Origin of the sequence: Agromyces laixinhei (genome assembly GCF_006337065.1) — a bacterium.
Taxonomy (GTDB): Bacteria; Actinomycetota; Actinomycetes; order Actinomycetales; family Microbacteriaceae; genus Agromyces; species Agromyces laixinhei.
The window spans coordinates 3,368,409-3,392,305 of sequence record NZ_CP040872.1 but is presented as its reverse complement, the minus strand read 5'-3'; the positions used below and the strand labels follow the sequence as shown (position 1 = coordinate 3,392,305).

The 23,897-nt window shown below is 69.2% G+C and carries 15 protein-coding genes; 13 read left to right on the top strand and 2 right to left on the bottom strand.

Features of this window, described 5'->3' with window-relative positions; genetic code table 11:
- The first annotated feature begins 113 nt into the window (after window positions 1–113).
- Complete coding sequence (locus FHG54_RS15975; RefSeq protein WP_139418162.1) at window positions 114–1,508, top strand: GH1 family beta-glucosidase; 1,395 nt, start codon at window positions 114–116, stop codon at window positions 1,506–1,508.
- Window positions 1,509–1,570: 62 nt separating this feature from the next.
- On the opposite strand, the gene FHG54_RS15970 is transcribed toward FHG54_RS15975, so the two are convergent.
- Window positions 1,571–3,115: a PucR family transcriptional regulator gene (locus tag FHG54_RS15970; RefSeq protein WP_338025686.1), complete on the bottom strand. Its 1,545-nt coding sequence runs from the start codon at window positions 3,113–3,115 to the stop codon at window positions 1,571–1,573.
- A 130-nt stretch (window positions 3,116–3,245) separates the two neighbouring features.
- On the opposite strand from FHG54_RS15970, the gene gabT reads away from it, so the two are divergent.
- The 12 genes from gabT (at window position 3,246) to FHG54_RS15910 (ending at window position 14,633) form a co-directional block, all read left to right on the top strand.
- Window positions 3,246–4,604 (top strand): 4-aminobutyrate--2-oxoglutarate transaminase, encoded by a 1,359-nt coding sequence (gene gabT, locus FHG54_RS15965; RefSeq protein ID WP_139418161.1) that lies wholly within the window; start codon window positions 3,246–3,248, stop codon window positions 4,602–4,604.
- Window positions 4,601–5,926: a Glu/Leu/Phe/Val family dehydrogenase gene (locus FHG54_RS15960; RefSeq protein WP_139418160.1), complete on the top strand. Its 1,326-nt coding sequence runs from the start codon at window positions 4,601–4,603 to the stop codon at window positions 5,924–5,926. Before gabT ends, FHG54_RS15960 begins: the two co-directional genes overlap by 4 nt.
- Before the next feature lie 55 nt (window positions 5,927–5,981).
- Window positions 5,982–7,451, top strand: a complete 1,470-nt coding sequence (locus tag FHG54_RS15955) for an NAD-dependent succinate-semialdehyde dehydrogenase (RefSeq protein WP_139418159.1) — start codon at window positions 5,982–5,984, stop codon at window positions 7,449–7,451.
- A 123-nt stretch (window positions 7,452–7,574) separates the two neighbouring features.
- Window positions 7,575–8,939 carry a flavin monoamine oxidase family protein gene (locus tag FHG54_RS15950; RefSeq protein ID WP_139418158.1) on the top strand — a complete coding sequence of 455 codons (1,365 nt, stop codon included), beginning with the start codon at window positions 7,575–7,577 and terminating at the stop codon, window positions 8,937–8,939.
- A 300-nt stretch (window positions 8,940–9,239) separates the two neighbouring features.
- Window positions 9,240–9,686 (top strand): FAS1-like dehydratase domain-containing protein, encoded by a 447-nt coding sequence (locus FHG54_RS15945; protein ID WP_139418156.1) that lies wholly within the window; start codon window positions 9,240–9,242, stop codon window positions 9,684–9,686.
- The gene (locus tag FHG54_RS15940) at window positions 9,686–10,111 is read left to right on the top strand and encodes a MaoC family dehydratase (protein ID WP_139418154.1); all 426 of its coding nucleotides are present in this window, start codon (window positions 9,686–9,688) and stop codon (window positions 10,109–10,111) included. Before FHG54_RS15945 ends, FHG54_RS15940 begins: the two co-directional genes overlap by 1 nt.
- 1 nt (window position 10,112) lies before the next feature.
- On the top strand, window positions 10,113–11,315 hold the full coding sequence (locus FHG54_RS15935) for a UDP-N-acetylmuramate dehydrogenase (protein ID WP_139418153.1): 1,203 nt from the start codon (window positions 10,113–10,115) through the stop codon (window positions 11,313–11,315).
- Between the two features lie 13 nt (window positions 11,316–11,328).
- Entirely contained in the window at window positions 11,329–11,466 is a 138-nt protein-coding gene (locus tag FHG54_RS16440; protein WP_168197037.1) for a hypothetical protein, read from the top strand.
- A gap of 152 nt (window positions 11,467–11,618) precedes the next feature.
- Window positions 11,619–12,107 (top strand): type II toxin-antitoxin system HicB family antitoxin, encoded by a 489-nt coding sequence (locus FHG54_RS15925; protein ID WP_139418151.1) that lies wholly within the window; start codon window positions 11,619–11,621, stop codon window positions 12,105–12,107.
- Between the two features lie 71 nt (window positions 12,108–12,178).
- Complete coding sequence (locus FHG54_RS15920) at window positions 12,179–13,030, top strand: DUF4097 family beta strand repeat-containing protein (protein WP_139418149.1); 852 nt, start codon at window positions 12,179–12,181, stop codon at window positions 13,028–13,030.
- Between the two features lie 35 nt (window positions 13,031–13,065).
- Window positions 13,066–13,872 carry an ABC transporter ATP-binding protein gene (locus FHG54_RS15915; RefSeq protein WP_139418147.1) on the top strand — a complete coding sequence of 269 codons (807 nt, stop codon included), beginning with the start codon at window positions 13,066–13,068 and terminating at the stop codon, window positions 13,870–13,872.
- Window positions 13,869–14,633, top strand: a complete 765-nt coding sequence (locus FHG54_RS15910; RefSeq protein WP_139418146.1) for an ABC transporter permease — start codon at window positions 13,869–13,871, stop codon at window positions 14,631–14,633. The genes FHG54_RS15915 and FHG54_RS15910 overlap by 4 nt, the downstream gene beginning before the upstream one ends.
- A 76-nt stretch (window positions 14,634–14,709) precedes the next feature.
- Here the strand turns inward: FHG54_RS15910 and FHG54_RS15905 are convergent, their stop codons facing one another.
- Complete coding sequence (locus tag FHG54_RS15905) at window positions 14,710–23,784, bottom strand: vWA domain-containing protein (RefSeq protein ID WP_139418144.1); 9,075 nt, start codon at window positions 23,782–23,784, stop codon at window positions 14,710–14,712.
- Between the last annotated feature and the right edge of the window lie 113 nt (window positions 23,785–23,897).

The following is a 23,897-nucleotide window of genomic DNA, read 5'->3' as shown; positions in this document are numbered from 1 at the left end:
TGATCGGGCTCGCGCGCCTAAGCTGGCAAGAGTGGGTCAAACGTCCCACTTCGAGCGAGCGGATGCCGCGGCATCCGCTCATCACCACTTGCCGATGAACAGCGAGGTTCCCCATGGCCGATGCGCCCACCACCCCCGACCGCTCGCCCGAGACGACGACGTTCCCGCGGGGATTCCGTTGGGGCGCGGCCACGGCGGCCTTCCAGATCGAGGGGTCGACGAGCGAGGGCGGCCGCGGCGAGTCGATCTGGGATGTGTTCACCCGCACGCCGGGTCTGGTCATCGACGGCTCGAATGCCGAACTCGCGGCCGACAGCTACCGTCGCTATCGCGACGACGTCGCGCTGCTCTCGGGTCTCGGCGCCGACGACTACCGCTTCTCGATCTCGTGGCCGCGGGTGCAGCCCGGCGGCACGGGCCCGGCGAACGAGGCGGGGCTCGCCTACTACGACCGGCTCGTCGACGAACTGCTCGCCGCCGGCATCGCCCCGGTGCCGACGCTCTACCACTGGGACCTCCCGCAAGAGCTCGAGGCGGCCGGCGGCTGGCTGAATCGCGACACCGCCTACCGGCTCGCCGACTACGCGGGGCTCGTGGTCGATCGTCTCGGCGATCGCGTGCAGCGCTGGATCACGCTCAACGAGCCTGCGATGACGACCCTGCAGGGTTACGCGCTCGGCAGCCAGGCGCCGGGGCACACGCTCATGATGGGGGCACTGCCCACCGCGCACCACCAGTTGCTCGCACACGGGCTCGCCGTCGCGGCGATCCGCGAGCGGGGCGACGCCGAGGTCGGCATCACGAACAACCACACCCTGATGGTGCCCGCATCGGATGCCCCCGCCGACCAGTTCGCGGCCGGCGCCTTCGACCTCATCTACAACCGCATCTTCGCCGACCCGGTGCTCAGGGGCGCCTACCCCGACCTCTCGGGCTTCGGCCTCGAGGCGATGCCCGGTCTCGAGCCCGGCGACCTCGAGCTGATCGGCGCGCCGATCGACTTCTACGGCATCAACTTCTACAACCCGACGCGGGTGGCCGAGCCGGCCGAGGGCTCAGAGCTCGCCGCGGCGGGCCTGCCCTTCGAACCCGTCGAGTTCGAGAACGTGCCGACGACGGGCTTCGGCTGGCCGATCATGCCCGAGACGTTCACCGAGCTGCTCGTCTCGTTCGCGCGTGACTACGGCGACCGCCTGCCGCCCATCGTCATCACCGAGAACGGAGCATCGTTCCCCGACGAGGTCGTCGGCGGCGCGGTCACCGGCGCCGTGCACGACGAACGGCGCATCGGCTACCTCGACGCCCACATCGCCGCCGTGCGAGCGGCGATCGAGCAGGGCGCCGACGTGCAGGGTTACTACCTCTGGTCGCTCACCGACAACTTCGAGTGGGCCGAGGGCTACACCCAGCGGTTCGGTCTCGTGCACGTCGACTTCGAGACCGGCGAGCGCACGCCGAAGGACTCGTACGCCTGGTACCGCGACCGCATCGCGAGCGCGCGCGGCTGAGCGGGCGGGGCTGAGCGCGGGGCTGAGCGCGCGGGGCTGGGCCGGGTGCTTCGCCGCGCCGCTCAGCCGACGGCGAGCAGCGCCGCCCAGAGATCGGCCCGGGCGTGGAAGCCCGAGAGGTCGCGGCCGAGCAGTCGCTCCGCGACGGCGATGCGGCTGCGCACCGTGTGCCGGTGCACCCCGAGCGCCTGAGCGGTGGCGTCGAACTGGCCGCCGTGCTCGAGCCACGTGCGGGTCGTCGTGAGCAGTGAGGTGCCGCTTGCTGCGTCGTGCTCGGTGAGCGGGGCGAGCATCGCGAGCGCCACGGCGCGGGCATCGGTGCGGGCGAGGAACGCGAGCACTCCCTGACGGCTGATCTCGTCGAACAGCACGACGCCCGACCCCGTCTCGCGGGCGCGCTCGACGGCACGCAGCGCCTGCTCGTGGGCGAGCGCGATGCCATCCGCGGCGACCGGATCGGAGAGCCCGACGGGCAGTTCGAACTCGGTCGCGAGCTCTTCGGCGAGCCCGGCGTCGGTGTACTCGAGCAACAGCACGAACTGCTCGTCGTGGCGGCCGAAGAAGAGCCGGCCGCCGCGTTCGTCGACTCGCAGTTCGAGCAGCTCGGTCAGGCGGTCGACGCCGGCGAGCGGGGCATCCATGACCGCGATGCGAACGGGCGCCGAAGGAAGCGGCCCCCACATCTCGGTCGCGACCCGCTCGGCGAGGGTCAGATCACCCGCGAGGATGCCGCGGAGCAGCCCCGACCGGAGGTGACCGCGCGCTCGGTTCAGGTTGCGGTTCTGCTCGAGCGCGAGGCCCGCGAGGGCGATCACCGAGGTGACGACCTCGCGGCCGGCCTGATCGAGTTCGGGGGAGTCGCCGATCGCGAGCACCCCGCGAAGCGCGCCGCCGCCGCCGAGCGTCTGCAGCGTCATCCGCTGCGGTGCGCCGGCCGACTCGCCGGCGAGCACGGTGCGGCTCGCGCGCGTGCCGCGGCGCAGCATCGAGCGTGCCTCGCCGACGACCTCACCGAGGAGCGGCTGGCCGAGTCCGTCGACGGGCGCCTCGCGGTCGAGGGAGCCCGTCGCGTCGATGAGTCCCACCCAGGCCCCGAGTCGGCGGGAGAGTTCGGCGAGGGTGGCCGAGAGTCCGTCGGGCCGAAGGGCCGCGAGCGAGATCGCGCGCTGCGCGCTCAGCGCCCAGGCCTGCCGCGCGTAGGCGTCTTCGGCGATGAGGTCGCCGACCGTGCGGGCGATCGCGATGAAGGGTACCCGGTACGGCACCTCGAAGAGCGGCAGGCCCTGTGCGATGCAGGCCTCGACGAGCGAGTCGGGCGTGCCCTCGCGGATGACCGCGGTGCCGAAGCCGAGGGCGGCGACGCCGGTCTGTCGGAGCCGCTCGACGTACGCGTCGGCGAAGCCGGTGTCGGCGTCGTCACCGAACTGCGTGCCGGTCGTCAGGAGCACGTGGCCCGCGTCGAGGAACGGGGTGGGATCGGCGAGGTCAGAGCTGTGCGCCCACACGACCGGCGTCGCGAGTGCGCCCCCGGGCAGTCCGGCGGCCGGGGTGAGCAGCCCGAGCGCGAGTTCCGGGCGGTCGAGCATGGTCTGCACGGTGGGCTGCACGGTGAACTCCCGGGTGTACGTAGCGGCGAAGAAGTGCCACCTGAGTGTACAGGCGGGCGCTGAGGCATCCGCTCGACCCGACCTAGCATTGCCGCATCAGCCACCGCCGTCACCCCGCATCGGAGCAGCCATGACTCTCGTCGACACCCCGGTCATCACGGCCGGCGGCCCCTCGCTCACCCAGGAGCGCCGCCTCGTCACCGCCATCCCAGGCCCGCGCTCGCAGGAGCTCCTCGCCCGCAAGGCCGAGGCCGTCGCCTCGGGCGTCGGCCACACCCTGCCGATCTCGGTCGTCGCAGCGGGCGGAGGCGTCATCGTCGACGCCGACGGCAACTCGCTCATCGACCTCGGCTCGGGCATCGCCGTCACCGGCGTCGGCAACTCGGCGCCCCGCGTCGTGGAGGCCGTCACCGCGCAGCTGCACTCATTCACCCACACGTGCTTCACCGTCTCGCCGTACGAGGGCTACGTCGCCGTCGCCGAGAAGCTCAACGAGCTCACCCCAGGCGCCCACGTCAAGCGCTCGGCGCTCTTCAACTCGGGCGCCGAGGCCGTCGAGAACGCGGTCAAGATCGCCCGGCACTTCACGAAGAAGCAGGCCGTCGTCGCGTTCGACCACGCCTACCACGGTCGCACGAACCTCACGATGGGGCTGACGGCGAAGAACATCCCGTACAAGAGCGGCTTCGGGCCGTTCGCCTCCGAGGTGTACCGCGCACCGCTCAGCTACCCGTTCCGCGACGGCGGCCTCTCGGGCGCCGAGGCCGCGGGCCGCGCCATCTCCGTCATCGAGAAGCAGGTCGGCGCCGAGAACCTCGCCGCGATCATCATCGAGCCGATCCAGGGCGAGGGCGGCTTCATCGTTCCCGCCGCCGGGTTCCTGCCGGCGATCGTCGAGTGGTGCCGTGCCAACGACGTCGTCTTCATCGCCGACGAGGTGCAGACCGGCTTCGCCCGCACGGGCGCCTGGTTCGCGAGCGAGCACGAGGGCATCGTGCCCGACCTCGTCGTCACGGCGAAGGGCATCGCCGGCGGCCTTCCGCTCTCGGCGGTCACCGGCCGCGCCGAGATCATGGACTCCGCGATGGCAGGCGGCCTCGGCGGCACCTACGGCGGCAACCCGCTCGCCTGCGCGGCCGCACTCGCCACCATCGAGACCTATGAGGAAGACGGACTCATCGATCGCGCCCGCGAGATCGGCGCCGTGCTCATCGGCCGGCTCAACGCGCTGCGCACCGCCGACCCCCGCGTCGGCGACGTCCGCGGGCGCGGCGCAATGGTCGCGATGGAGCTCGTCGACCCCGCCTCCGGCGCTCCCGACGCCGCGCTCACGAGCGCGGTCGCCGCCTACGCCCACGCCAACGGCGTCGTCGTGCTCACCTGCGGCACCTACGGCAACGTCATCCGCTTCCTGCCGCCGCTCACCATCTCCGACGAACTGCTCATCGACGGCCTCTCCGTCGTCGCGGAAGGACTGAAGCACGCATGACCGACCTGCTCGCGGCGACGACGGTGTCGACCGCAACGGATGCCGCGGCATCCGCTCGCCCGAACGCCGATGCCCTGCACATCGCGACCCCCCTCACCGACGCGCGCGCCCAACTGGCCGAGGCGATCGGCCTGCTCGGCTACAGCGACGGCCTGCACCAGATGCTCGCCACCCCGCGCCGCGAGCTCACGGTCGCGGTGCCGCTGCGCATGGACTCGGGCGAGAGCCGGCTCTACCTCGGCCACCGCGTGCAGCACAACTTCTCGCGAGGCCCGGCCAAGGGCGGCCTGCGCTTCGCGCCGAACGTGAACCTCGACGAGGTGCGGGCGCTCGCGATGTGGATGACCTGGAAGTGCGCCCTGCTCGATGTGCCGTACGGCGGCGCGAAGGGCGGGCTCGCGATCGATCCCCGCGAGCACTCGATCGCCGAGCTCGAGCGCGTGACCCGCCGCTACACGAGCGAGATCCTGCCGATCATCGGGCCGGAGCGCGACATCCCGGCGCCCGACATCGGCACCGACGAGCAGACCATGGCCTGGATCATGGACACCTACTCCGTGACGAGCGGCTACACCGTGCCCGGCATCGTGACCGGCAAGCCGATCTCGCTCGGCGGGTCGCAGGGGCGGGCGTCGGCGACGAGCCGAGGGGTGACCCACATCGCGCTCGCCGCGCTCCGGCACCGGGGCATCGAGCCGTCGCGGGCGACCGCGGCCGTGCAGGGCTTCGGCAAGGTCGGTGCGGATGCCGCGCGGTTCCTCGCCGAGGCGGGGGTCACGGTCACCGGGGTGAGCGACCAGTACGGCGCCGTCTTCAACCCGGCCGGGCTCGACATCGAGGCGCTCTCCGGCCACGTGCGGGCGACCGGCTCGGTCGTCGGGTTCGCCGGCGCCGAGGCGATCGACGGGGCAGAGCTCATCCCGCTCGGCGTCGACCTCTTCGTGCCCGCGGCCGTCGAGGGCGTGCTGCACGAGGGCAACGCGGCGTCGGTGGCGGCGACCGTCATCGTCGAGGGCGCGAACGGACCGACCACGCCGGGCGCCGACCGCATCCTCCGCGCCAACGGGGTGCTCGTCGTGCCCGACATCCTCGCGAACGCAGGCGGCGTCATCGTCTCGTACTTCGAGTGGGTGCAGGCGAACCAGGCGTACTGGTGGCGCGCCGACGAGGTGGAGTCCAGACTGGAGGAGCGGATGCTGAGCGCGTGGCAACACGTGCTGGGCTACGCCGAGGCGCGGGGGCTCTCGCTTCGCACCGCAGCGACCGCCCTCGCCGTCGAACGCGTCGCCGAAGCGCACAAGCTGCGCGGGCTCTACCCCTGATCGCGCCATCCGAACCGCTCACGACACCACGAATTATCGAACGGAGATCATCCGCATGACGACGGCAACACAGGAAGCGACCGTGCTCGACCAGATCAACGGCGGGCTCTTCATCGGCGGCGAGTGGGTCGACGCCGAGGGCGGCAGGACGCTCGCCGTGATCGACCCCGCGACCGGTGCGACGATCAAGGAGATCGCCGATGCATCCGTCGCCGATGGCATTCGCGCGCTCGACGCCGCCGTCGCCGCGCAGGAGTCGTGGGCGGCGACCGCTCCTCGCGCTCGCGCCGAGCTGTTGCGCCGCGCCTTCGATCTGCTGCAGGAGCGCAAGGAGGACTTCGCCCTGCTCATGACCCTCGAGATGGGCAAGCCGCTCGCCGAGTCCCGGGGCGAGGTCGCCTACGGCGGCGAGTTCCTGCGCTGGTTCAGCGAAGAGGCCGTGCGCATCTCGGGCCGGTACGGGCTGAACCCCGAGGGCACGGGGCGCATGGTCGTGTCGCAGCGCCCGGTCGGCCCGTCGTTCTTCATCACGCCGTGGAACTTTCCGCTCGCGATGGCGACGCGCAAGATCGCTCCCGCGCTCGCCGCGGGGTGCACGGTCGTGATCAAGCCCCCGGCGCTCACGCCGCTCACGACCCTCGCCTTCGCGGCGCTCCTCGAAGAGGCGGGTCTGCCGGCCGGCGTCGTGAACGTCATCGCCACGTCGACGTCGTCGAAGGTGTCGGGCCCGATCATCGCCGACCCGCGCCTGCGCAAGCTCTCGTTCACGGGTTCGACCGACGTCGGCCGCAGCCTCATGAAGGAGGCCGCACAGGGCATTCTCCGCACCTCGATGGAGCTCGGCGGCAACGCGCCGTTCGTCATCTTCGACGACGCGGACCTCGACGCGGCGGTCGATGGCGCGATGACCGCGAAGTTCCGCAACATCGGTCAGGCGTGCACGGCGGCCAACCGCTTCATCGTGCACGAGTCGGTCGCCGATGAGTTCGCGAAGCGCGTCGCCGAGCGCGTGCAGTCGATGCGCGTCGGCCGCGGCACCGAAGACGGCATCGCCATCGGCCCGCTCATCGACCAGAAGGCGGTCGACTCCACCGACGAACTCGTGCAGGATGCCGTGAGCCTCGGCGCAACCCTCCTCACTGGCGGAACGCGCATCGACGGCGACGGCACGTTCTACGCGCCGACCGTGCTCGCGGGCGTCGCGGCGGGCAGCCGCATGCTGAAGGAGGAGATCTTCGGCCCGGTGCTCGGCATCACGACGTTCTCGACCGAAGACGAGGCGGTGCGTCTCGCCAACAACACCGAATACGGCCTCGTCTCGTACGTCTTCACGCAAGACCTGGCACGCGGCCACCGCATGATCGACCGCCTCGCCACGGGCATGATGGGCCTGAACACGGGCCTCGTCTCCAACGCCGCGGCGCCGTTCGGCGGTGTCAAGCAGTCGGGCATCGGCCGTGAGGGCGGACTCGAGGGCATCCACGAGTACCTCGACACGAAGTACACCCTCATCCCCGTGGCCTGACCCCCACCCCCACCCGCACCCGTTTTCAGGAACGTCGGTCTCAACTAGGCCTCTTCTCAGGAGGAATCGACCTGATTCGCCAGGAAACACCGGAAAACTCCTGAGAAGAGTGAAGGAATGGATATGGAACGCATCGACTGCGACGTCGTCATCGTCGGCGCCGGGGCATCCGGTCTCACCGCCGCCACCAGGCTCAAGGATGCCGGCAGGTCCGTCGTCGTGCTCGAGGCACGCGACCGCGTCGGGGGTCGTCTCTGGACCGATGACGTCGACGGCGCGATGCTCGAGATCGGCGGCCAGTGGGTCTCGCCCGACCAGGACGCCCTCATCGAGACCCTGGGCGACCTCGGCCTCGAGACGTACTCCCGCTACCGCGACGGCGAGAACGTCTACATCGATGCGAACGGCGAGCGGCGGCTCTTCGAGGGCGACATCTTCCCGGTGCCGGCGAAGACCGAGAACGAGATCGTCGGGCTGATCGAGAAGCTCGACGCCCTCGTCGCCGAGATCGACCCCGAGGCGCCCTGGGCGCACCCACGGGCGAAGGACCTCGACGAGATCTCGTTCGCGCACTGGCTCGAGACGCAGACCGACGACGAAGAGGCGCGGCTGAACATCGGCATGTTCATCGCCGGGGCCATGCTCACGAAGCCCGCGCATGCGTTCTCGGCGCTGCAGGCGCTGCTCATGGCGGCATCCGCCGGTTCGTTCTCGAACCTCGTCGACGCCGACTTCATCCTCGACGAGCGCGTCGTCGGCGGTCTCCAGCAGGTGCCGCTGCGGCTCGCCGAGCGCCTGGGCGACGCGGTGCGCACCGGTCAGCCGGTGCGCACCATCCGCTGGACCCCGGATGCCCCTGGCGCGGGCGTCGTCGCCGTGACCGACTCGCTCGAGGTGCACGCGAAGCACCTCGTGCTGGCGTTGCCGCCCGTGCTCATCAGCCGCATCTCATACGACCCGCCGCTGCCGCGGCGCCAGCACCAGATGCACCAGCACCTCTCGATGGGCTTCGTGATCAAGGTGCACGCGGTCTACGAGACGCCGTTCTGGCGCGACGCCGGCCTCAGCGGCACTGCGTTCAGCCCCTATGAACTCGTGCACGAGGCGTACGACAATACGAACCACGGCGACTCGCGCGGCACGCTCGTCGGCTTCGTCTCCGACGAGGAGGCCGACGGCGTCTTCACCATCCCGGCCGAGGAGCGCACGGCGAAGATCCTCGAGTCGTTGTCGCACTACTACGGACCCGAAGCGCTGAACCCGGTCGTCTACTACGAGAGCGACTGGGGCTCCGAGGAGTGGACCCGCGGCGCATACGCGGCGAGCTTCGACATGGGCGGCCTCGCGCGCTACGGCGCAGACCTCCGCACCCCCGTCGGGCCGATCCACTTCTCGTGCTCCGACATGGCCGGCAAGGGCTACCAGCACGTCGACGGCGCGATCCGCGTCGGCCGCGAGGTCGCCGCCGAGATCCTCGGCGCGAGCTGATTCCGCTCGGTCTGGTTGCGTTCGGTGCGAAACGCCTTCTTCATCATGCAAGCGCTGATTCCGCGCTCTTGCTGAACCACGGCCTCGGCGGCGGGGCCAGCGCGCACCGCCTTCGCCTCGGCGACGCCGCCTGGTGACATGCCAGTTCCGCCTCATTGATGAGTGTGAAGTCATCACCGATGAGGGGGAACTGGCATATGTCGTTTCGGTTGGTTCGTGACGATGATGCCGCCGCTCGCCCGAGTCTGCTGCGTGGTCCTGCTTCGACGGGCGGGAATGCACCCCGCATAGACTGGCGGGGTGCCAGTGAACCCCGAGCTTCAGGGGCGGACCTTCCCGCCTACCGAGCCTTATCTCGTCGGTCGTGAGAAGGTGCGGGAGTTCGCCCGCGCCGTGTTCGCGACGAATCCGATCAACCTCGACCCGGGTGCCGCGCGTGCCGCCGGCTACGCCGATGTCGTTGCGCCGCCGACGTTCGCGGTGGTCGTGCAAGAGCAGACGCTCGCCCAGCTGCTGGCCGATCCCGACGCCGGCATCGACTTCTCGCGTGTCGTGCACGGCGATCAGCGCTTCACCTCGACCCGGCCGATCGTGGCCGGCGACCTCCTCACCGCGACCCTCACGGTCGCGAGCGTGAAGAGCCTCGGCGCGCATTCGATGGTCACGGCAGAGTCGGCCATCACGGGTGCCGACGGCGCCCACGTCGTCACGGCGGTCTCCACCCTCGTCGTGCGAGGTGACGAATGATGCCCGCCCCCGACTTCTCCGCCCTCGCCGTCGGCGACCTCGTCGCCGAGCGCTCGTTCCCGCTCACCCGCGACTCGCTCGTGCGGTACGCGGGCGCCTCGGGTGACTTCAACCCCATCCACTACCGTGACGATGTCGCAGCAGAGGTCGGCCTGCCCGGCGTGCTCGCGCACGGCATGCTCACCATGGGCCTCGCCGTGCAGCCCGTCGTCGACTGGGCCGGCGACCCCGGCCGCGTCGCCGACTACCAGGTGCGCTTCACGCGCCCCGTGATCGTCGACCCGCAGGGCGGCGCGCTCGTCACGGTCGTCGCCAAGGTCGGCCAGCTCGACGAGGCCGCATCCGTCGCCCGCATCGACCTCACGGTCAAGGTCGGCGACGACACGGTGCTCGGCAAGGCGCAAGTGCGCGTCGCGCTCGGCTGACATGAGCAGCGACATCCGTTTCGCCGATCTCACGACGCTGCAGGTCGGCGGCCCGATCGGCCGGCTCGTCACCGCGACGACTCAGCGCGACCTCGTCGACCTCGCAACCGAGACCTGGGCGACGGATGACGCGTGGCTCGCCCTCGGCGGCGGCTCGAACCTGCTCGTGGGCGACGAGGGCTTCGCGGGCACCGTGATCCGGGTCGCCACCCGCGGCATCGAGGTGTTGCCCGCGCAGGCGGACGCCGGCGCATCCGTTCGACTGCGCGTGCAGGCCGGCGAGACGTGGGACGACCTCGTCGAGTGGACCGTCGAACACGGATATTCGGGCATCGAGGCGCTCTCGGGCATCCCGGGATCTGTAGGGGCCGCGCCCGTGCAGAACATCGGCGCCTACGGGCAGGAACTTTCGACGACCCTCGTCGCGATCGAGTTCCTCGACGAGGGCGCCGAAGCGCCGCGCCGCATGACCGCCGACGAGCTCGAGCTCGGCTACCGCACCTCGGTGCTGAAGCAGGGCCTCGCCGGCATCGTCGTGACGGTCGAACTCGAGCTGCACGACACCGCGGCCGAACGCGCGGTGCTCGGCGAGTCGCTCGGTCAGCCGATCGCGTATGGGCAGCTCGCCGACGCGCTCGAGGTGCAGCAGGGCGACCGAGTCGCCATCGCCGCGGTACGCGAGAGCGTGCTCGCGCTGCGTGCCTCGAAGGGAATGGTGCTCGACCCGGACGACGCCGACTCGGTGAGCGCCGGATCGTTCTTCACGAACCCGATCGTGGGCGAGCACGTCGCCCGCTCGCTGCCCGCCGCGGCGCCCCGCTGGTACGTCGCGCCGGAGGCGCCCGACGAGGTGACGCCGCTCGCCTCGCTCGCGTCGGAGTCGCCGCTCGATGCGTTCCTCGCGCATCAGGCCGAAGTCGAGGCGTTCGGCGATGACGTCTCAGTGCTCGGAGACGTCGACGCCGAGCCGCTCGTGAAGCTCTCGGCCGCGTGGCTCATCGAGCGCTCGGGCATCCGTCGCGGGTTCGCACTGCCGGGCTCGCGTGCGGCGATCTCGTCGAAGCACACGCTCGCGCTCACGAACCGCGGCGGCGCGACGGCCGACGAGATCGCGTCGCTCGCGAGGTACGTGCAGAGCCGGGTGCAGGCCGAGTTCGGCATCGTGCTGCGGCCCGAGCCCGTGCTCGTGGGTGTCGAGTTGTAGCACCGGCTCTGCCGTGCCCGCCGCCGAAGTGATCCGGCGCGCCGCGGCATCCGTGCCCGCAACGCGCTTTCTCGCGCTCTCGCTTCGCAAGCTCCAGCTCTCGAGCCGGCACGAGCTCACGGTATGGGCGAACGCGCGTCGTCTGCTGTGACTGGAGCGCGGCACCTCAGCCCCCGCCCATGACTCGCATGCTGATGCGTCAGCAGCATCAACGCCAGAGTCGCTGGAATGGACCGCCCGCCACGACACCAAAATGGTGTCAGATCGCTTGACACGACGTCACAGTGGTGTCACCATGGTGTCATGGAACTCGGACAGTACGTGACCGAACTGCAGCGGCAGCTCGTCGACGCAGCAGAGAACAGCACCGACGAAGCCCGCGCCGTGGCCGAGCGCATCGCCGGCGGACTCGACGCTGCGACCCGGCTCGTGCTGCTCGACGCACTGTCGGCCGCCGCAGGTGAGATCACGCGTGAGCTCGCCCCCGGCTCGGTCGACCTGCGGCTTCGCGGCCGAGAGGTCGAGTTCGTCGTGACCCAGTCGGCATCGGAGTCCGACACCGACGAGCGGCCGGCCGCTCCGGCCGACTTCGATGACGCGAGCACGTCACGCACCACACTCCGCCTGCCGGATGCCCTCAAGGCGAGGGTCGACGAGGCGGCGGCGGCCGACGGGCTGTCGGTCAACACCTGGCTCGTCCGCGCCGTCGCGGCGGCCCTCCAACCCAAGCAACGACGATCCGCGCAGCGCTCGCTGCGCACCGGCAACGACTTCGCCGGCTGGGCGCGATAGCCGGCAACACACCAGACCACCGCGCAGCAACCAGACCGATCAGAACCCCACCCAGAAAGGGAGGCGCCAGCATGCCCACCTACTCCACCCCGAACCCGATCGACCTCGCGATCAATCTGCAGGTCGGCCGCATCGACGTCGTCGCCGGCGACCGCGCCGACACCGTCGTGACCGTCTCGCCGAGCAACCGGGCGAGTGCGATCGACCACCGCGGTGTCGACGAGACGAAGGTCGACTTCGACGGCAAGCGAGTCACCGTCATCGGCCCGCGACCGAGGCTCAGCTGGATCGGACCCGGCCCGACCGACTCGGTCGACGTGCTGGTCGAACTGCCGGCCGAGTCGCGCCTCACCGCCGAGATCGCCGTCGGCGCGGTGCACGCGGTCGGCCGCCTCGGGGCCACCCGCATCAAGTCATCGACCGGTGCGGTCGACCTCGAGACCACGGGCGACCTGTGGGTGCGGGCCGGCCACGGCAGCGTGAACCTCGGCGCGGCCGAGGGCGACGTCGAGGTCACGACCGACCACGGACAGATCCGCATCGGGTCGGTCGGCGGAGACGCGACGCTCAAGGCGTCGTACGGCGCCGTCACGGTCGGGGAGTCCGCGGGCGACCTCGACGCCAGGCTCTCCTACGGCGACCTCGAGATCACGACGGCGCAGGGCTCCGTGGCGGCCAAGACCGCATACGGCGCCATCAGACTCCGCGAGGTCTCGAGCGGCTCGATCGAGGTCGAGAGCGGCTTCGGCCAGATCGACGTCGGTATCCGGCCGGGCGTGCCAGCCTGGCTCGACCTGGCCTCGAAAGACGGGCGCGTACACAACGAGCTCGACGGCGACGCCGCTCCCGACGCGAACGGCCGGAACGTGGCCGTGCGCGCCCGCACCCGGTCGGGCGACATCGACATCACGCGTGCCCGCTGAGCTCGGGCACCACGAATACGAAGGGATCGACACCAATGAACTCCACGACAGCAACATCCACCCATAGCCGCGAGCCGGCGATCCGCGTGCAGGGCATCGAGAAGTCGTTCGACGACCTGCATGTGCTCCGGGGCGTCGACTTCGAGGTCGCGCCGGGCAGCATCTTCGCCCTGCTCGGCTCGAACGGCGCGGGCAAGACGACGCTCGTCCGCATCCTCTCGACGCTCGCGAAGGCCGACGCGGGCACGGCGACGGTCGCCGGCCTCGACGTCGCCGCCGAACCCGGCGAGGTGCGGGAGTCGATCAGCCTGACCGGCCAGTTCGCCGCCGTCGATGAAGTGCTCACCGGGCGCGAGAACCTCGTGCTCATCGCGAAGCTGCGCCACCTGAAGAACCCGGGCGGCATCGCCGACGAGCTGCTCGCGGGCTTCTCGCTCACCGAGGCCGGGGGCCGCAAGGCGGCGACCTACTCGGGCGGCATGCGCCGCCGGCTCGACATCGCGATGAGCCTGATCGGCAAGCCGCCGGTCATCTTCCTCGACGAGCCGACGACCGGCCTCGACCCGCAGGCGCGCATCGAGGTGTGGCAGACCATCAGGAGGCTCGCTGACCTCGGCACGACCGTGCTGCTCACCACCCAGTACCTCGACGAGGCCGAACAGCTCGCCGATCGCATCGCGATCCTGCACGAGGGCACCATCATCCAGAACGGCACCCTCGCCGAACTCAAGCAACTCCTTCCGGCCGCGACGGTCGAATACGTCGAGAAGCAGCCGACGCTCGAAGAGGTCTTCCTCGCCGTCGTCGGGCAGACCGGCGACGAACTGAAAGAGGCATCATGACCACCCACGTTCTGGCCGACACCCGAGCGCTCACCGGCCGATCTCTGACCCACATCCTGCGCAGCCCCGACACGATCATCACCACCGCGGTCATGCCGATCGCGATGATGCTGCTGTTCACCTACGTGCTGGGCGGCGCGATCAACACCGGATCCAGCGAGTCGTACATCGACTACATGCTCCCCGGCATCCTGCTCATCACGATCGCATCGGGTGTGGCCTACACCGCCTACCGGCTCTTCCTCGACCTGCAGGGCGGCATCTTCGAGCGATTCCAGTCGATGCCGGTCGCGAGGTCGAGCGTGCTCTGGGCACACGTGCTCACCTCCCTCGTCTCGAACCTGGTCTCGATCGCCATCGTGATCGGCGTCGCACTGATCATGGGGTTCCGCACCGGGGCATCCGTCGGCGCCTGGCTCGCCGTCGCCGGCATCCTGACGCTGTTCACCCTCGCGCTGACCTGGCTCGCCGTGATCGCCGGGCTCTCGGCGAAGACGGTCGACGGCGCGAGCGCGTTCAGCTACCCGCTGATCTTCCTGCCGTTCATCAGCTCGGCGTTCGTGCCGACCGACACGATGCCGGCGCCGGTCGCCTGGTTCGCCGAGAACCAGCCTGCGACCTCGATCGTGAACAGCATGCGCGCGCTGTTCGCCGGCGAACCGGTCGGCAGCGACATCTGGATCGCCCTCGCCTGGCTCGTCGGAATCCTCGGGGTGGCCTACGCCTGGGCGATCGTCATCTACCGCCGCAAGGTCAGCTGAGCCCCACGACGAAGCTCCCCGCCGAGGCATCTTTCGGATGTCGCGGAGGGGAGCTTCGTCGTGTGGGCCGCGCCCCCTACCTGGCCCTGCGGCGCCGGGCCAGGAGCAGCAGGAGCGCCCCGATGCCGAGGAGCCCGGCGACGATCCAGATGAGCGAACCGTTGCCGAAGCCGGTCGAGGCGATGCTCGAGGGCGCCGGCGGCGTCGGCTTCACGATCGGCGTGAACGGCTCGCACGCGCTCGAGGTGGAGTCGAGCGTGCCGTTCACGAGCACCGCCGTGTTGTACAGCCCCGTGCCGGGGTGCGCGCACTTCGCGAGCATGCCGTTCGTCGCGTTCCTGACGTCGACCCTGAAGGTCACCACGTAGACATGCTGCGTGGGCGACCCGTCGGCCGCGTCGATCACACGATCTTCGGCGAGCGGCTGGGCCGACGTCCAACCGCCGATCGGCGTTCCGTTGAACGTCGCCGACTGGTTCACGATCGAGGTGCCCGGCGCGAACCACGGGTCGTCGCGCAGGTCGTAGTACAGATCGTGCTCGCTCGGGTTGCTGACGACGATCTCGTACGACACGGTGTACGTGCCGTCACTGTTCTTCGTCGCCGTGCCGAGGCTCGTCTTGACGACGTCGGCACGACCCGGCTCGGCACAGACGCTCGCCGAGGTGGAACCGCTTCCGTCGGCCAGCACCGTGACGTCGCCGTCGCTGCCCCACGAGAGCGTCGCCGTGTTGCGGAAGCCGCCGTCGGTGAACCAGTTCTCGTCGCACGAGACGCCGTCTTCCGACCACGCCGTCGCCGTCACCGTCGCGTTGACGGCGATCGTGTAGACGTCGGTGCTCTCGGGCACGACCACCTGGTCGATGGCGAGGTCGGTTTCGGTCTCGCCGTTCCAGGCGTCGTCGTCGTTTCCGGGGCCGGACGCTGCGGCATCGTTGACGACGATGCCTTCACCGAAGTACAGCGTGTCGTCGAGGTCGTACTCGATCGGGAGAACCTCGCTCGGGTTCTGCACCGTCACGCGGTACTCCAGATCCCATGTGCCGTCGGGCGCCTGCTCGATCGACGTGAGCGTCTTCGTGACCAGCGGGTCGACGGGGATCGCCGTGTTCGTGATGGAGCAGTAGACGTCGTCGCCCGGTCCGGCGTTCACGAAGCTCGACGCCTCGCTCGGCCCGTCATCGACGGAGCAGTACCACCCGATCGTCGAGAACAGCTCGGCGTAGGGGAAGTCGGGTGCTGCCTCCTCGCCGAGGGTGTAGACGACACCGGCCTCGATCTCACCGGTCGCACCGCCGAGGCCCTCGACGACGCGCTCGGCTTCGGGATCGGTCGCGAAGAGGTTCCAATCCTCGGGATCGGCCAGCACGTTCTCGGGCTCCACGAACTTCTCGAGCGTGAGCGTCGGCGCGATGTCCTCGTTCACGATCTCGCAGTCCACGGTCGCACCGAGCTCGTCGATCGTGAGCTCGGCGGTCTTGCCCCCCGGCGCGTTGAGCGTGAACGCATCCTCGCCCTGCGGGCTGGTGCAGCTCCACGTCGCGGCGACCTTGTACTGGTCGCTGTTCCAGACGGTGCTGGTCTCGTCGAGGGTGTACGTCACATCGAGGTCCACGTCACCCGTCGCCGTGCCTTCACCGCTGACGGTCGGGTCGTCGGCACCCTCCGCGGTCGCGGTGAGGGTCCAGTCGACTGCTTCACCGTTGCCGCCGTGGTTGTTGTGCACGACCTTCTCGAGGTTCAGCGTCTGGGCGCAGTCGACGTAGTTGGTCACGTCGAACTCATTGACCGATGCGGGCAGCGCGTGCTCGCCGAGGCCGGCAGAGCGCGCGAACTCGCAACCGTCGATGGTCACCTGCAGCGATTCGCCGATGTCGACGTGGCCGCCGGCCTCATACCCGTCTTCGGCCTCGCCCCATTCGGGCGCGCTGCCGTCGGGCAACGGGGTGAGTTCGAGTTCGGCCACGAGGCCTTCCGGCTGCTGACCCTCGGGGATCGGCTCACCGCCGTTGATCACCCAGTACTTGTCGACGATGACCTTGACGGGGATGTCGACGCAGTCGTCGCCGGGGTAGTCGCCGCCGGAGATCAGCGTGGCCGTGTTGAAGAGGCCATCACCGCCTCCTTCGGCCGAGCAGTTGAAGGTGCTCGTGTCCTCGGTGACGTTCACCGAGAAGACCACCTCGACCGTGAACACGTCAGTGTCGCCGCCCGGCAGCACCACGTCGCTCGCCACGACGGGGGTCGTCGGCGGCAGCGTGTTCCAGGCGGGGTTCACCGGGGCATCCGCGCTCGTCACCGTGCGGCTGACGACGGTGACGCCGCTCGAGAAGGCGGGCGTGTCGGTCAGGTCGTACACGAGCGACTGGGTCGGGTGCGTGTTCTCGGCGGTCAGCGTGTACGTGACCTTCCAGTTGTCGCCCACCTTCGTGAGCGCCTGGTTCGCGACCTTGGTGAAGTCCGGCTCGGCCGGAGTGGCACAGCCCGTGTCGGTCTGCGGCATGCCGCTCGAGGTCAGCGTCGCCGCGTTCAGGAAGCCGACGTTCGGCGTCTGGTCGCTCGGCTGGCACGTGTTCGTCGACGGGTCGTCGAACGCGGCGGGGTCGACGAGCGCCGTCACGGTGACGACGTACGTCTCCACCGCTCCGGCGTCGATCGTGCGATCGGTGGCGAGCGTCTGCGGGGTGCCGAACTGTCCGTCGGTCCACGATCCCGATGCTCCCGGCGGTGCCGTGCGCTTCCATGCGGCCGTCTGAATGTCGATCGCGCCGCCGAACTGCAGGTCGTCGCTGAGCGAGTACTTCGTCACGTACGTCGGGTTGCCCGTGACCGTGACGGTGTACTTCATGGTCCAGACTCCGTCGGCGCCCTGGGTGGTCTCGGGATCGCCCTTCACGACGGTCGGCACACCGGCATCCGTCATCGGAACGCAGTCGCGGTCGTCGCGCGTGTCGTTGCCGCTGAAGAGCTGCACCTCGTTGACGAAGCCCTTGCCGGGTGCGAAGTCGGTCGCGCACTCCTTCACCGAGGGTGGCACCACACCGGGCAGGCTCACGTTGAACACGACCGCGTAAGTGTGCGTCGCGCCCGCAGCGATCGGCATCTGGGCACTCGTCGGCACGATCACGCCGTCGGTGAACGGCCCGCTGATGTCGGGATCGAGCTGGTCGCTCGTCACCGTCCAGGAGTTGATCGTGACCGTCGCGTCATCCCACAGCGGCGCGTCGGTCAGCGCGTAGTAGCCCGCCTTGCCGTCGCTGTTGTCGACCGTGATCGTGTAGCTCACGTTCCACGTGCTGTCGGGCTGCTGCTGCGAGGTCGCTCCCGACTTCGTGGGTGTCGGGATGGTCGGGAACTCGCACGCCGTGGCGTTCGTCGTCACGCCACCCGCGAGCAGGCCCGCCACGTTGTTGAACGCGCGGTCGTCGTCACTGCCCGGTGCCGGGCAGGTGCCGGCAGGCGACGTGCCGATGACGCCCTCGGCGACCGAGATGTTCTCGATCGTCACGGTGAAGTAGTGCGTCAAGGGCGGTTCCATGGGGTTGTTCTCGACGATGAGTGTGTCGGTCGTGCCGTTCCAGTTCGCATTCACGTCGCCCGGGCCGGTCACGCTCGCGTCGGCCGGGTCGTAGGTGATGCCGGGGCCGAACGCGGTCGCGTCACGAAGCGTGTACAGACCGGGCACGGTGCCCGGGTCATTCACCGTGATCGTGTACTCGATGTTCCAGGTGCCGTCGGGGTTCTGGCTCACACTCGACACGGTCTTGGTGTGCTTGATGTTCGGCAGGGGAATGCTCACGCAGTCCTCATCGGGGATCGTCTGACCACTCGAGGTCACGACGGCGCCGTTGACGATGCCCGATCCGGGTTCGCCGTCACAGGTGAGGTCGCCGGATGTCGCGGCCGGAGAGACCTCGACGCGCACCGTCACGGTGAACTCATGTGCGGAGTTCGGGGCGATCGCCATGTTTTCGATCGGCAGCGCCGTCTCGCCCGGCGGCGTTGACCACGCGGTGATCGTCGGGCCCGAGACGAGCGTGACGTTCGGCGGCATGACCGGCGTATCGTTCAGGTCGTAGTAGAGCTGCGAACTCGACGGGTTGCTCACCGTCAGCTGGTACGAGACATCCCATTGCCCGTCGTTGCCGACGACCGGGGTCGCCCCGTCGGCCACCTTCGAGAAGGTCGGCTTCGCAGGTTCGGCACAGGCGTACCTGTCGGTCTCGCTGTTCAGCGTGGCCTTGTTCAGGAACGCCCGGTTCGCGGAGGTCGCGTCGCAGTCGAGCGGGCCGCCCGGTGCGAACGAGGTGCCGTCGGCGATCGTGTAGGTCACCGCAAGCAGGTATTCATGCTGGGCGGATGGATCGATCGCGCGATCGGTCGCCAGGGTGGTGTTCGGCGCGGCGCCGGTCCAGCCGGCGATCGGGTTGAGAGCTCCGGCCGGCAGCACCCGCCACTGGGCGCTCTGGTCGCTCGGCGTCACGCTCGCAGGAATCTGGAGTGCGTCGCTGAGGTCGTAGTCGCCCGCTGCGATCGCACTCGGGTTCGTCACGACGACCGAGTAGACGACATCCCACGTGCCGTCGGGCTGCGCGGTCGACGAGACGACGGTCTTGTCGTGCGTGATGACCGGCGGAGTCGCGCGGTTCGTGACGGAGCAGACCACGTCGACGCCGGGAGCGGCCGTGAAGGTGTTGCCGTCGCCCGGCTCGCAGCTCACCTCGCCTTCGGTCCAACCGTCTTGGGGGTCCTCGGTCACGGTGTACTCGGTGCCCGGCACGAGGCCGACGACCTCGGCCTCATTCGTTGCCGGGCCGGTGCCGCTCACCTCGAATTGCGACGCGCCACCGATCGAGGGGTCGACGGTGAAGACGAAGGTCCAGTCGACGCCGACGGCCACGCCGCTCGCGGTCTTCTTCAAGGTGAGGTCGGGCTGATCGGCCGCGTTCGTCGCCGTGCAGTCGAGCGCGAGACCCGGCGTGGCCGTGAACTGGAATCCGGGCAGGTTATCGTTGCCGTCGTCGAGGCCGGTGCACACGATCGTGCCCTCGGTCCAGCCATCGGCATCCGTCTCGGTCAGCGTGTACAACTCACCCAGCGTGAGGTTCGACCACGTCGCAGACGGTGCGGCGTCGGTCACGTTCTTCGCTGAACCTCCCGGGCCGGTCAGGGTGAACTCGAACGACCACGGAGTGCCGTCGGCGATTCCGGTCGCGGACTTCGTCAGCTTCACGCTCGCCGGGTCGACGGTGTTGGTCGCCGAGCACGTCACGTCGGAACCCGGTGCGGCTTCGAAGGTGTTGGCGGTACCCGGCACACAGGTCACCGGTCCCTCGGTCCAGCCGGGTTGGTCGACCTCGGTGACCGTGTAGGTCTCACCGATCACCGCGCCGACAACCGGCAGGTTCACGGTGCCGGGGCCGCTGCCGTCGACCACGAAGTCGCTCTCACCGTCGATCTCAGGGCTGACGGTGAAGTGGAACGCCCACGGGTAGTCGTCGGGCACTCCCTCGACGGTCTTCGAGAGCGTGAACTTCGGGGCATCCGCCGTGTTCGTGACCGCGCACGTGACATCGACGCCGGGCTGCGCGGTGAAGTTGTTGCCGTTGCCGCCCGGGGTGCAGATGACCGATCCCTCGGTCCAACCGTCTTGGCCGGTCTCGGTCACGGTGTAGACGGTTCCGGGCACGAGCGCGCCGGCCGGCACCGGCACGGTGGTGTTGCCGACGCCTTGGACCATGAACTCGTCTTCGCCGCCGACTTCCGGGTCGACCGTGAACTCGAAGCTCCATGCGTAGTCGTCGGGCACCCCGGTGACGGTCTTCGAGAGCGTCAGACCGGGCTGGTTCGCGGAGTTCGACGCGGTGCAGTCGAGCGACATGCCGGGCAGCGCCGTGAACTGGAACCCGGGCGTGCCGGGCTGCGCATCAGGGATGTTGCACTCGATCGTGCCCTCGACCCAGCCCGGCTTGTCGGTCTCGACGAGGGTGTAGGCCGCACCTGGCGTCAGACCGTTCCAGGTCACCGTGGGGTCGGAGTTCGTCACGTTCTGTGCCGAACCGCCCGGGCCGGTCAGGGTGAACTCGAACGACCACTGGGTGCCGTCGGCGATGCCGGTCGCCGACTTCGTCAGCGAGAGATCAGCAGGGTCTGCGGTGTTGGTGGCGGAGCAAGTGACCGCGACGCCGGGAGCGGCGGTGAAGGTATTGTTCGTGCCTGGCGGCGCACAGGTCACGGCGCCTTCGGTCCAGCCCTCCTTGGGGAGCTCGGTGACCGTGTAGGTTTCGCCGATCACGATGCCGGCAACGTCGAGGTTCGCAGTGCCGGGGCCTGTGCCGGCGACGATGTGCTGCGTCGGCGGACCGCTCGCCGGGTCGACCACGAACGTGAACGACCACCCGTAGCCGTCAGCGACACCCGTCACCGTCTTCGACAGCTTCAGGCTCGGGGCGGCAGCCGTGTTCGTCACCGAACATGTGACATCGACACCCAGTTGAGCGGTGAATCCGCCGATCGTGTTCCCGGGCTGGCACGTGATCGTGCCCTCGGCCCAGCCCGGCTCGTCGGCTTCAGCGAGCGTGTACGCCTGCCCGGGGGTGAGTGCGCCCACGGGGAAGGGCACGGTCGACGGGCCGCTGCCGTTCACGGTGAACGGCGTCGGATCGGCGCCGCCGATGCCCGGGGTGAGTGTGAAGTCGAACGACCACGCCACGCCGGTGGGAACGCCCGCCGCGGTCTTGCTCAGCGTCAGGTTCGCCTCACAGGTCATCGTGTTCGTGATGAGGAATCCGTTCGCGCCGGCCGTGAGGCCGGTGACCTCACCTGTGGTCGAGTCGATCGTCGCACCGCCCGCGACCTTCGAGAAGGCCGCCGTCACCGGGCCGCAGCCTGCCGGCTTCTGTACCGTCGATTCGCCGACTGTCACATCGCCACCAGCGGTGTAGCCGGTGTGCACCTCGCCGAACTGCGCCGGCGGGTTCTTCGGGGCAGGATCCAGCGTGAGGCCTGTGGAGACACCTGGCGGCATCACGTTGAGGTCATACGCTTGCCCGTTGACGACCCACTTCTTGTCGACCTCGACCGTCGCCGCCGATGGGGTGTTCTGGACCACGCACAGGATCGTCTGGTTCGGCGCCACATTGACGGTGAAGCCGAGCGGCTGCCCCACGTCGGTGTATCCGGTCACCGTGCCTGGGCCGGATTGCACCATACAGTTGGCGTTGTTCCCGTTCTGTGGGCGCAGCGAGTATCCCGCGCGATCCTCCTCGACCACGCTCACGGCCTGCGCGTTCGGGTTTCCGGCGAAGTCGATCGGGAAGCTCACAGCGCCGGTGGCGTTCGTCTGCTTTGTTTCGCCCCCCGACGTGAAGGACCAGTTCTCGACGGCGTCCTCAGTTATGACGCCATTGGAGTCGACGAACTGCTTCGCCACGATGAGGTTTCCGGCGCATGCCTCTTCGGCGATTCCTCGAAGGAGGTCGCCCAGTTCGTCGAAGTCGGTCGTGTAGTAGTCGTCGGGCCCTGAGATCTGAGCGAGTCGGTGCTGGCCGCCAGGCGTAGCGACGCTACCGCCGATGCCGATGGCCATGACGTGCGTCTCGTCGGCTTTCACCCCGTTGGCGGAGTGGATGGCCTCCTCGACGTTGCGGAGCATGAAGTCGGTATCCGTGACTGATCCGTTGCCGTAGGTGGTCGGGTCTCCGTCGGTCAGGAACAGCACGGCGTCGTAGTCGTCACCGGTCGACATCACGTTACGGAAGGCGGCATCCCAGTTCGTGTAGAACACGTTCTGCCCAGGAATGGCGAAGCCCTGAATCCGTGTGTCGAGCAACGTGCGCCCAGCGCCGTTGGCGGGGTTCAACGACTGCAACGGCACGTTCGCGTTGTTCGTGCCGCTGGTGTTCGCCGCCGGCGACTGGCTCGCGAAGGTGAACAGTGCCATCTGCGACGGGGTGCCGGCGAGCGCGTCAACGAAGTTCTTGGCCGCGTCTCGGTACGTCTGGATGTTGTTCCCGATCGAGCCGGAGACGTCCATCACGAGGGCGATGTCGAGCCCGCACTGCGGGGGAAGATCGGGGTTCTTGTAGACGTCGGGCCACGTGCGGTTCTGGTTGGTGTTGTTCGTACTCGTGTTGGGGGCGTAGTAGGTGCGGTTCGCCGGAGTGCCGTCGCGGTTCACGTTAACGAATTTGAACTTGTACTCCTGCGGGATTCCGTTGCCCCACGAGGTGACTGCGGTCCAGTCGCCGCCGGCCGGAGCCGACTGCTCGAGCACGATGAACGTGCGCTGGGTGTTCGACCCGCCCGAAGGGAGCGCAGCCGTGAGCAGACCGCACAGGCCGTTCGCATCGGTCACACACGTATCGATCGCCGGCCCGGTCGTGTTCCAACGATCGTTCGTGTTCGTGTTCGTATTCGCCGCCTGGAAGAGTGCGAACGTGGCCCCCGCGAGACCCGAGACAGTCCCGTCGGCGTTCCTGAATCCACCTTTCTTCACGACGAACTTCGCGCCGTTCGGGACAGGTGGGCCGTTCGGGTCGACGGCCAGCGGCGCGACGAGGCTCTCCGTCGGCGGGGGAGTCTCGGTCTGCTTCTGCTCGGCGGGCGGCTCGGTCGTGGCCGGGGGTTCGGTCTTCGCGGGCGGTTCGGTCTCGGCGGGCGGCTCGGTCGTGGCCGGGGGTTCCGTCTTCGCGGGCGGCTCCGTTTCGGCGGGCGGCTCCGTTGTGGCCGGCGGTTCCGTCGCGGCGGGCGGATCGGTGGCGAGCGTGCCGTCGCCCTCGCCGGCCGAGACGATCCCGGCATTCGAGATTCCGTTGTCGACCTGGGCGAGTGCGATCGTCGGTGCTCCGGCGAAGAGCAGAGCTGTGGCCGCGACAGCGGTCACGAGCACCCGCAATCGCCGCTGGACCCGTTCGCGCCGCGGCACTTGCGATGCGTGGCGCGGCCCCTCGTCGAGAGCCTTGTGGTTTGCGGGTCGTCGTTGAGCGCGCATCTCGGGTTCCTGCCCCGGCCGTCGAGTTCGGCCGAATGCGTCGAGCCGACTGCGAATACCGACGCGTCGTGCCCGACTGTGGGTGATGTCGGGGGCAGTCAAGCACTCGCGGCGAGGATTTCTCAACAGTTCAGAGTCCCCCCGTTCGAGGATGCGCAACCGATTCCGCAGATTCGGTGCCTCGAAACTGACGATTTGCTCTGAATTTGCCCTCTGACCCCCGGTTTGGGGGTGCGTCGCTCAGTCGATTCCCGCAGCCGCCGGTCGAGACG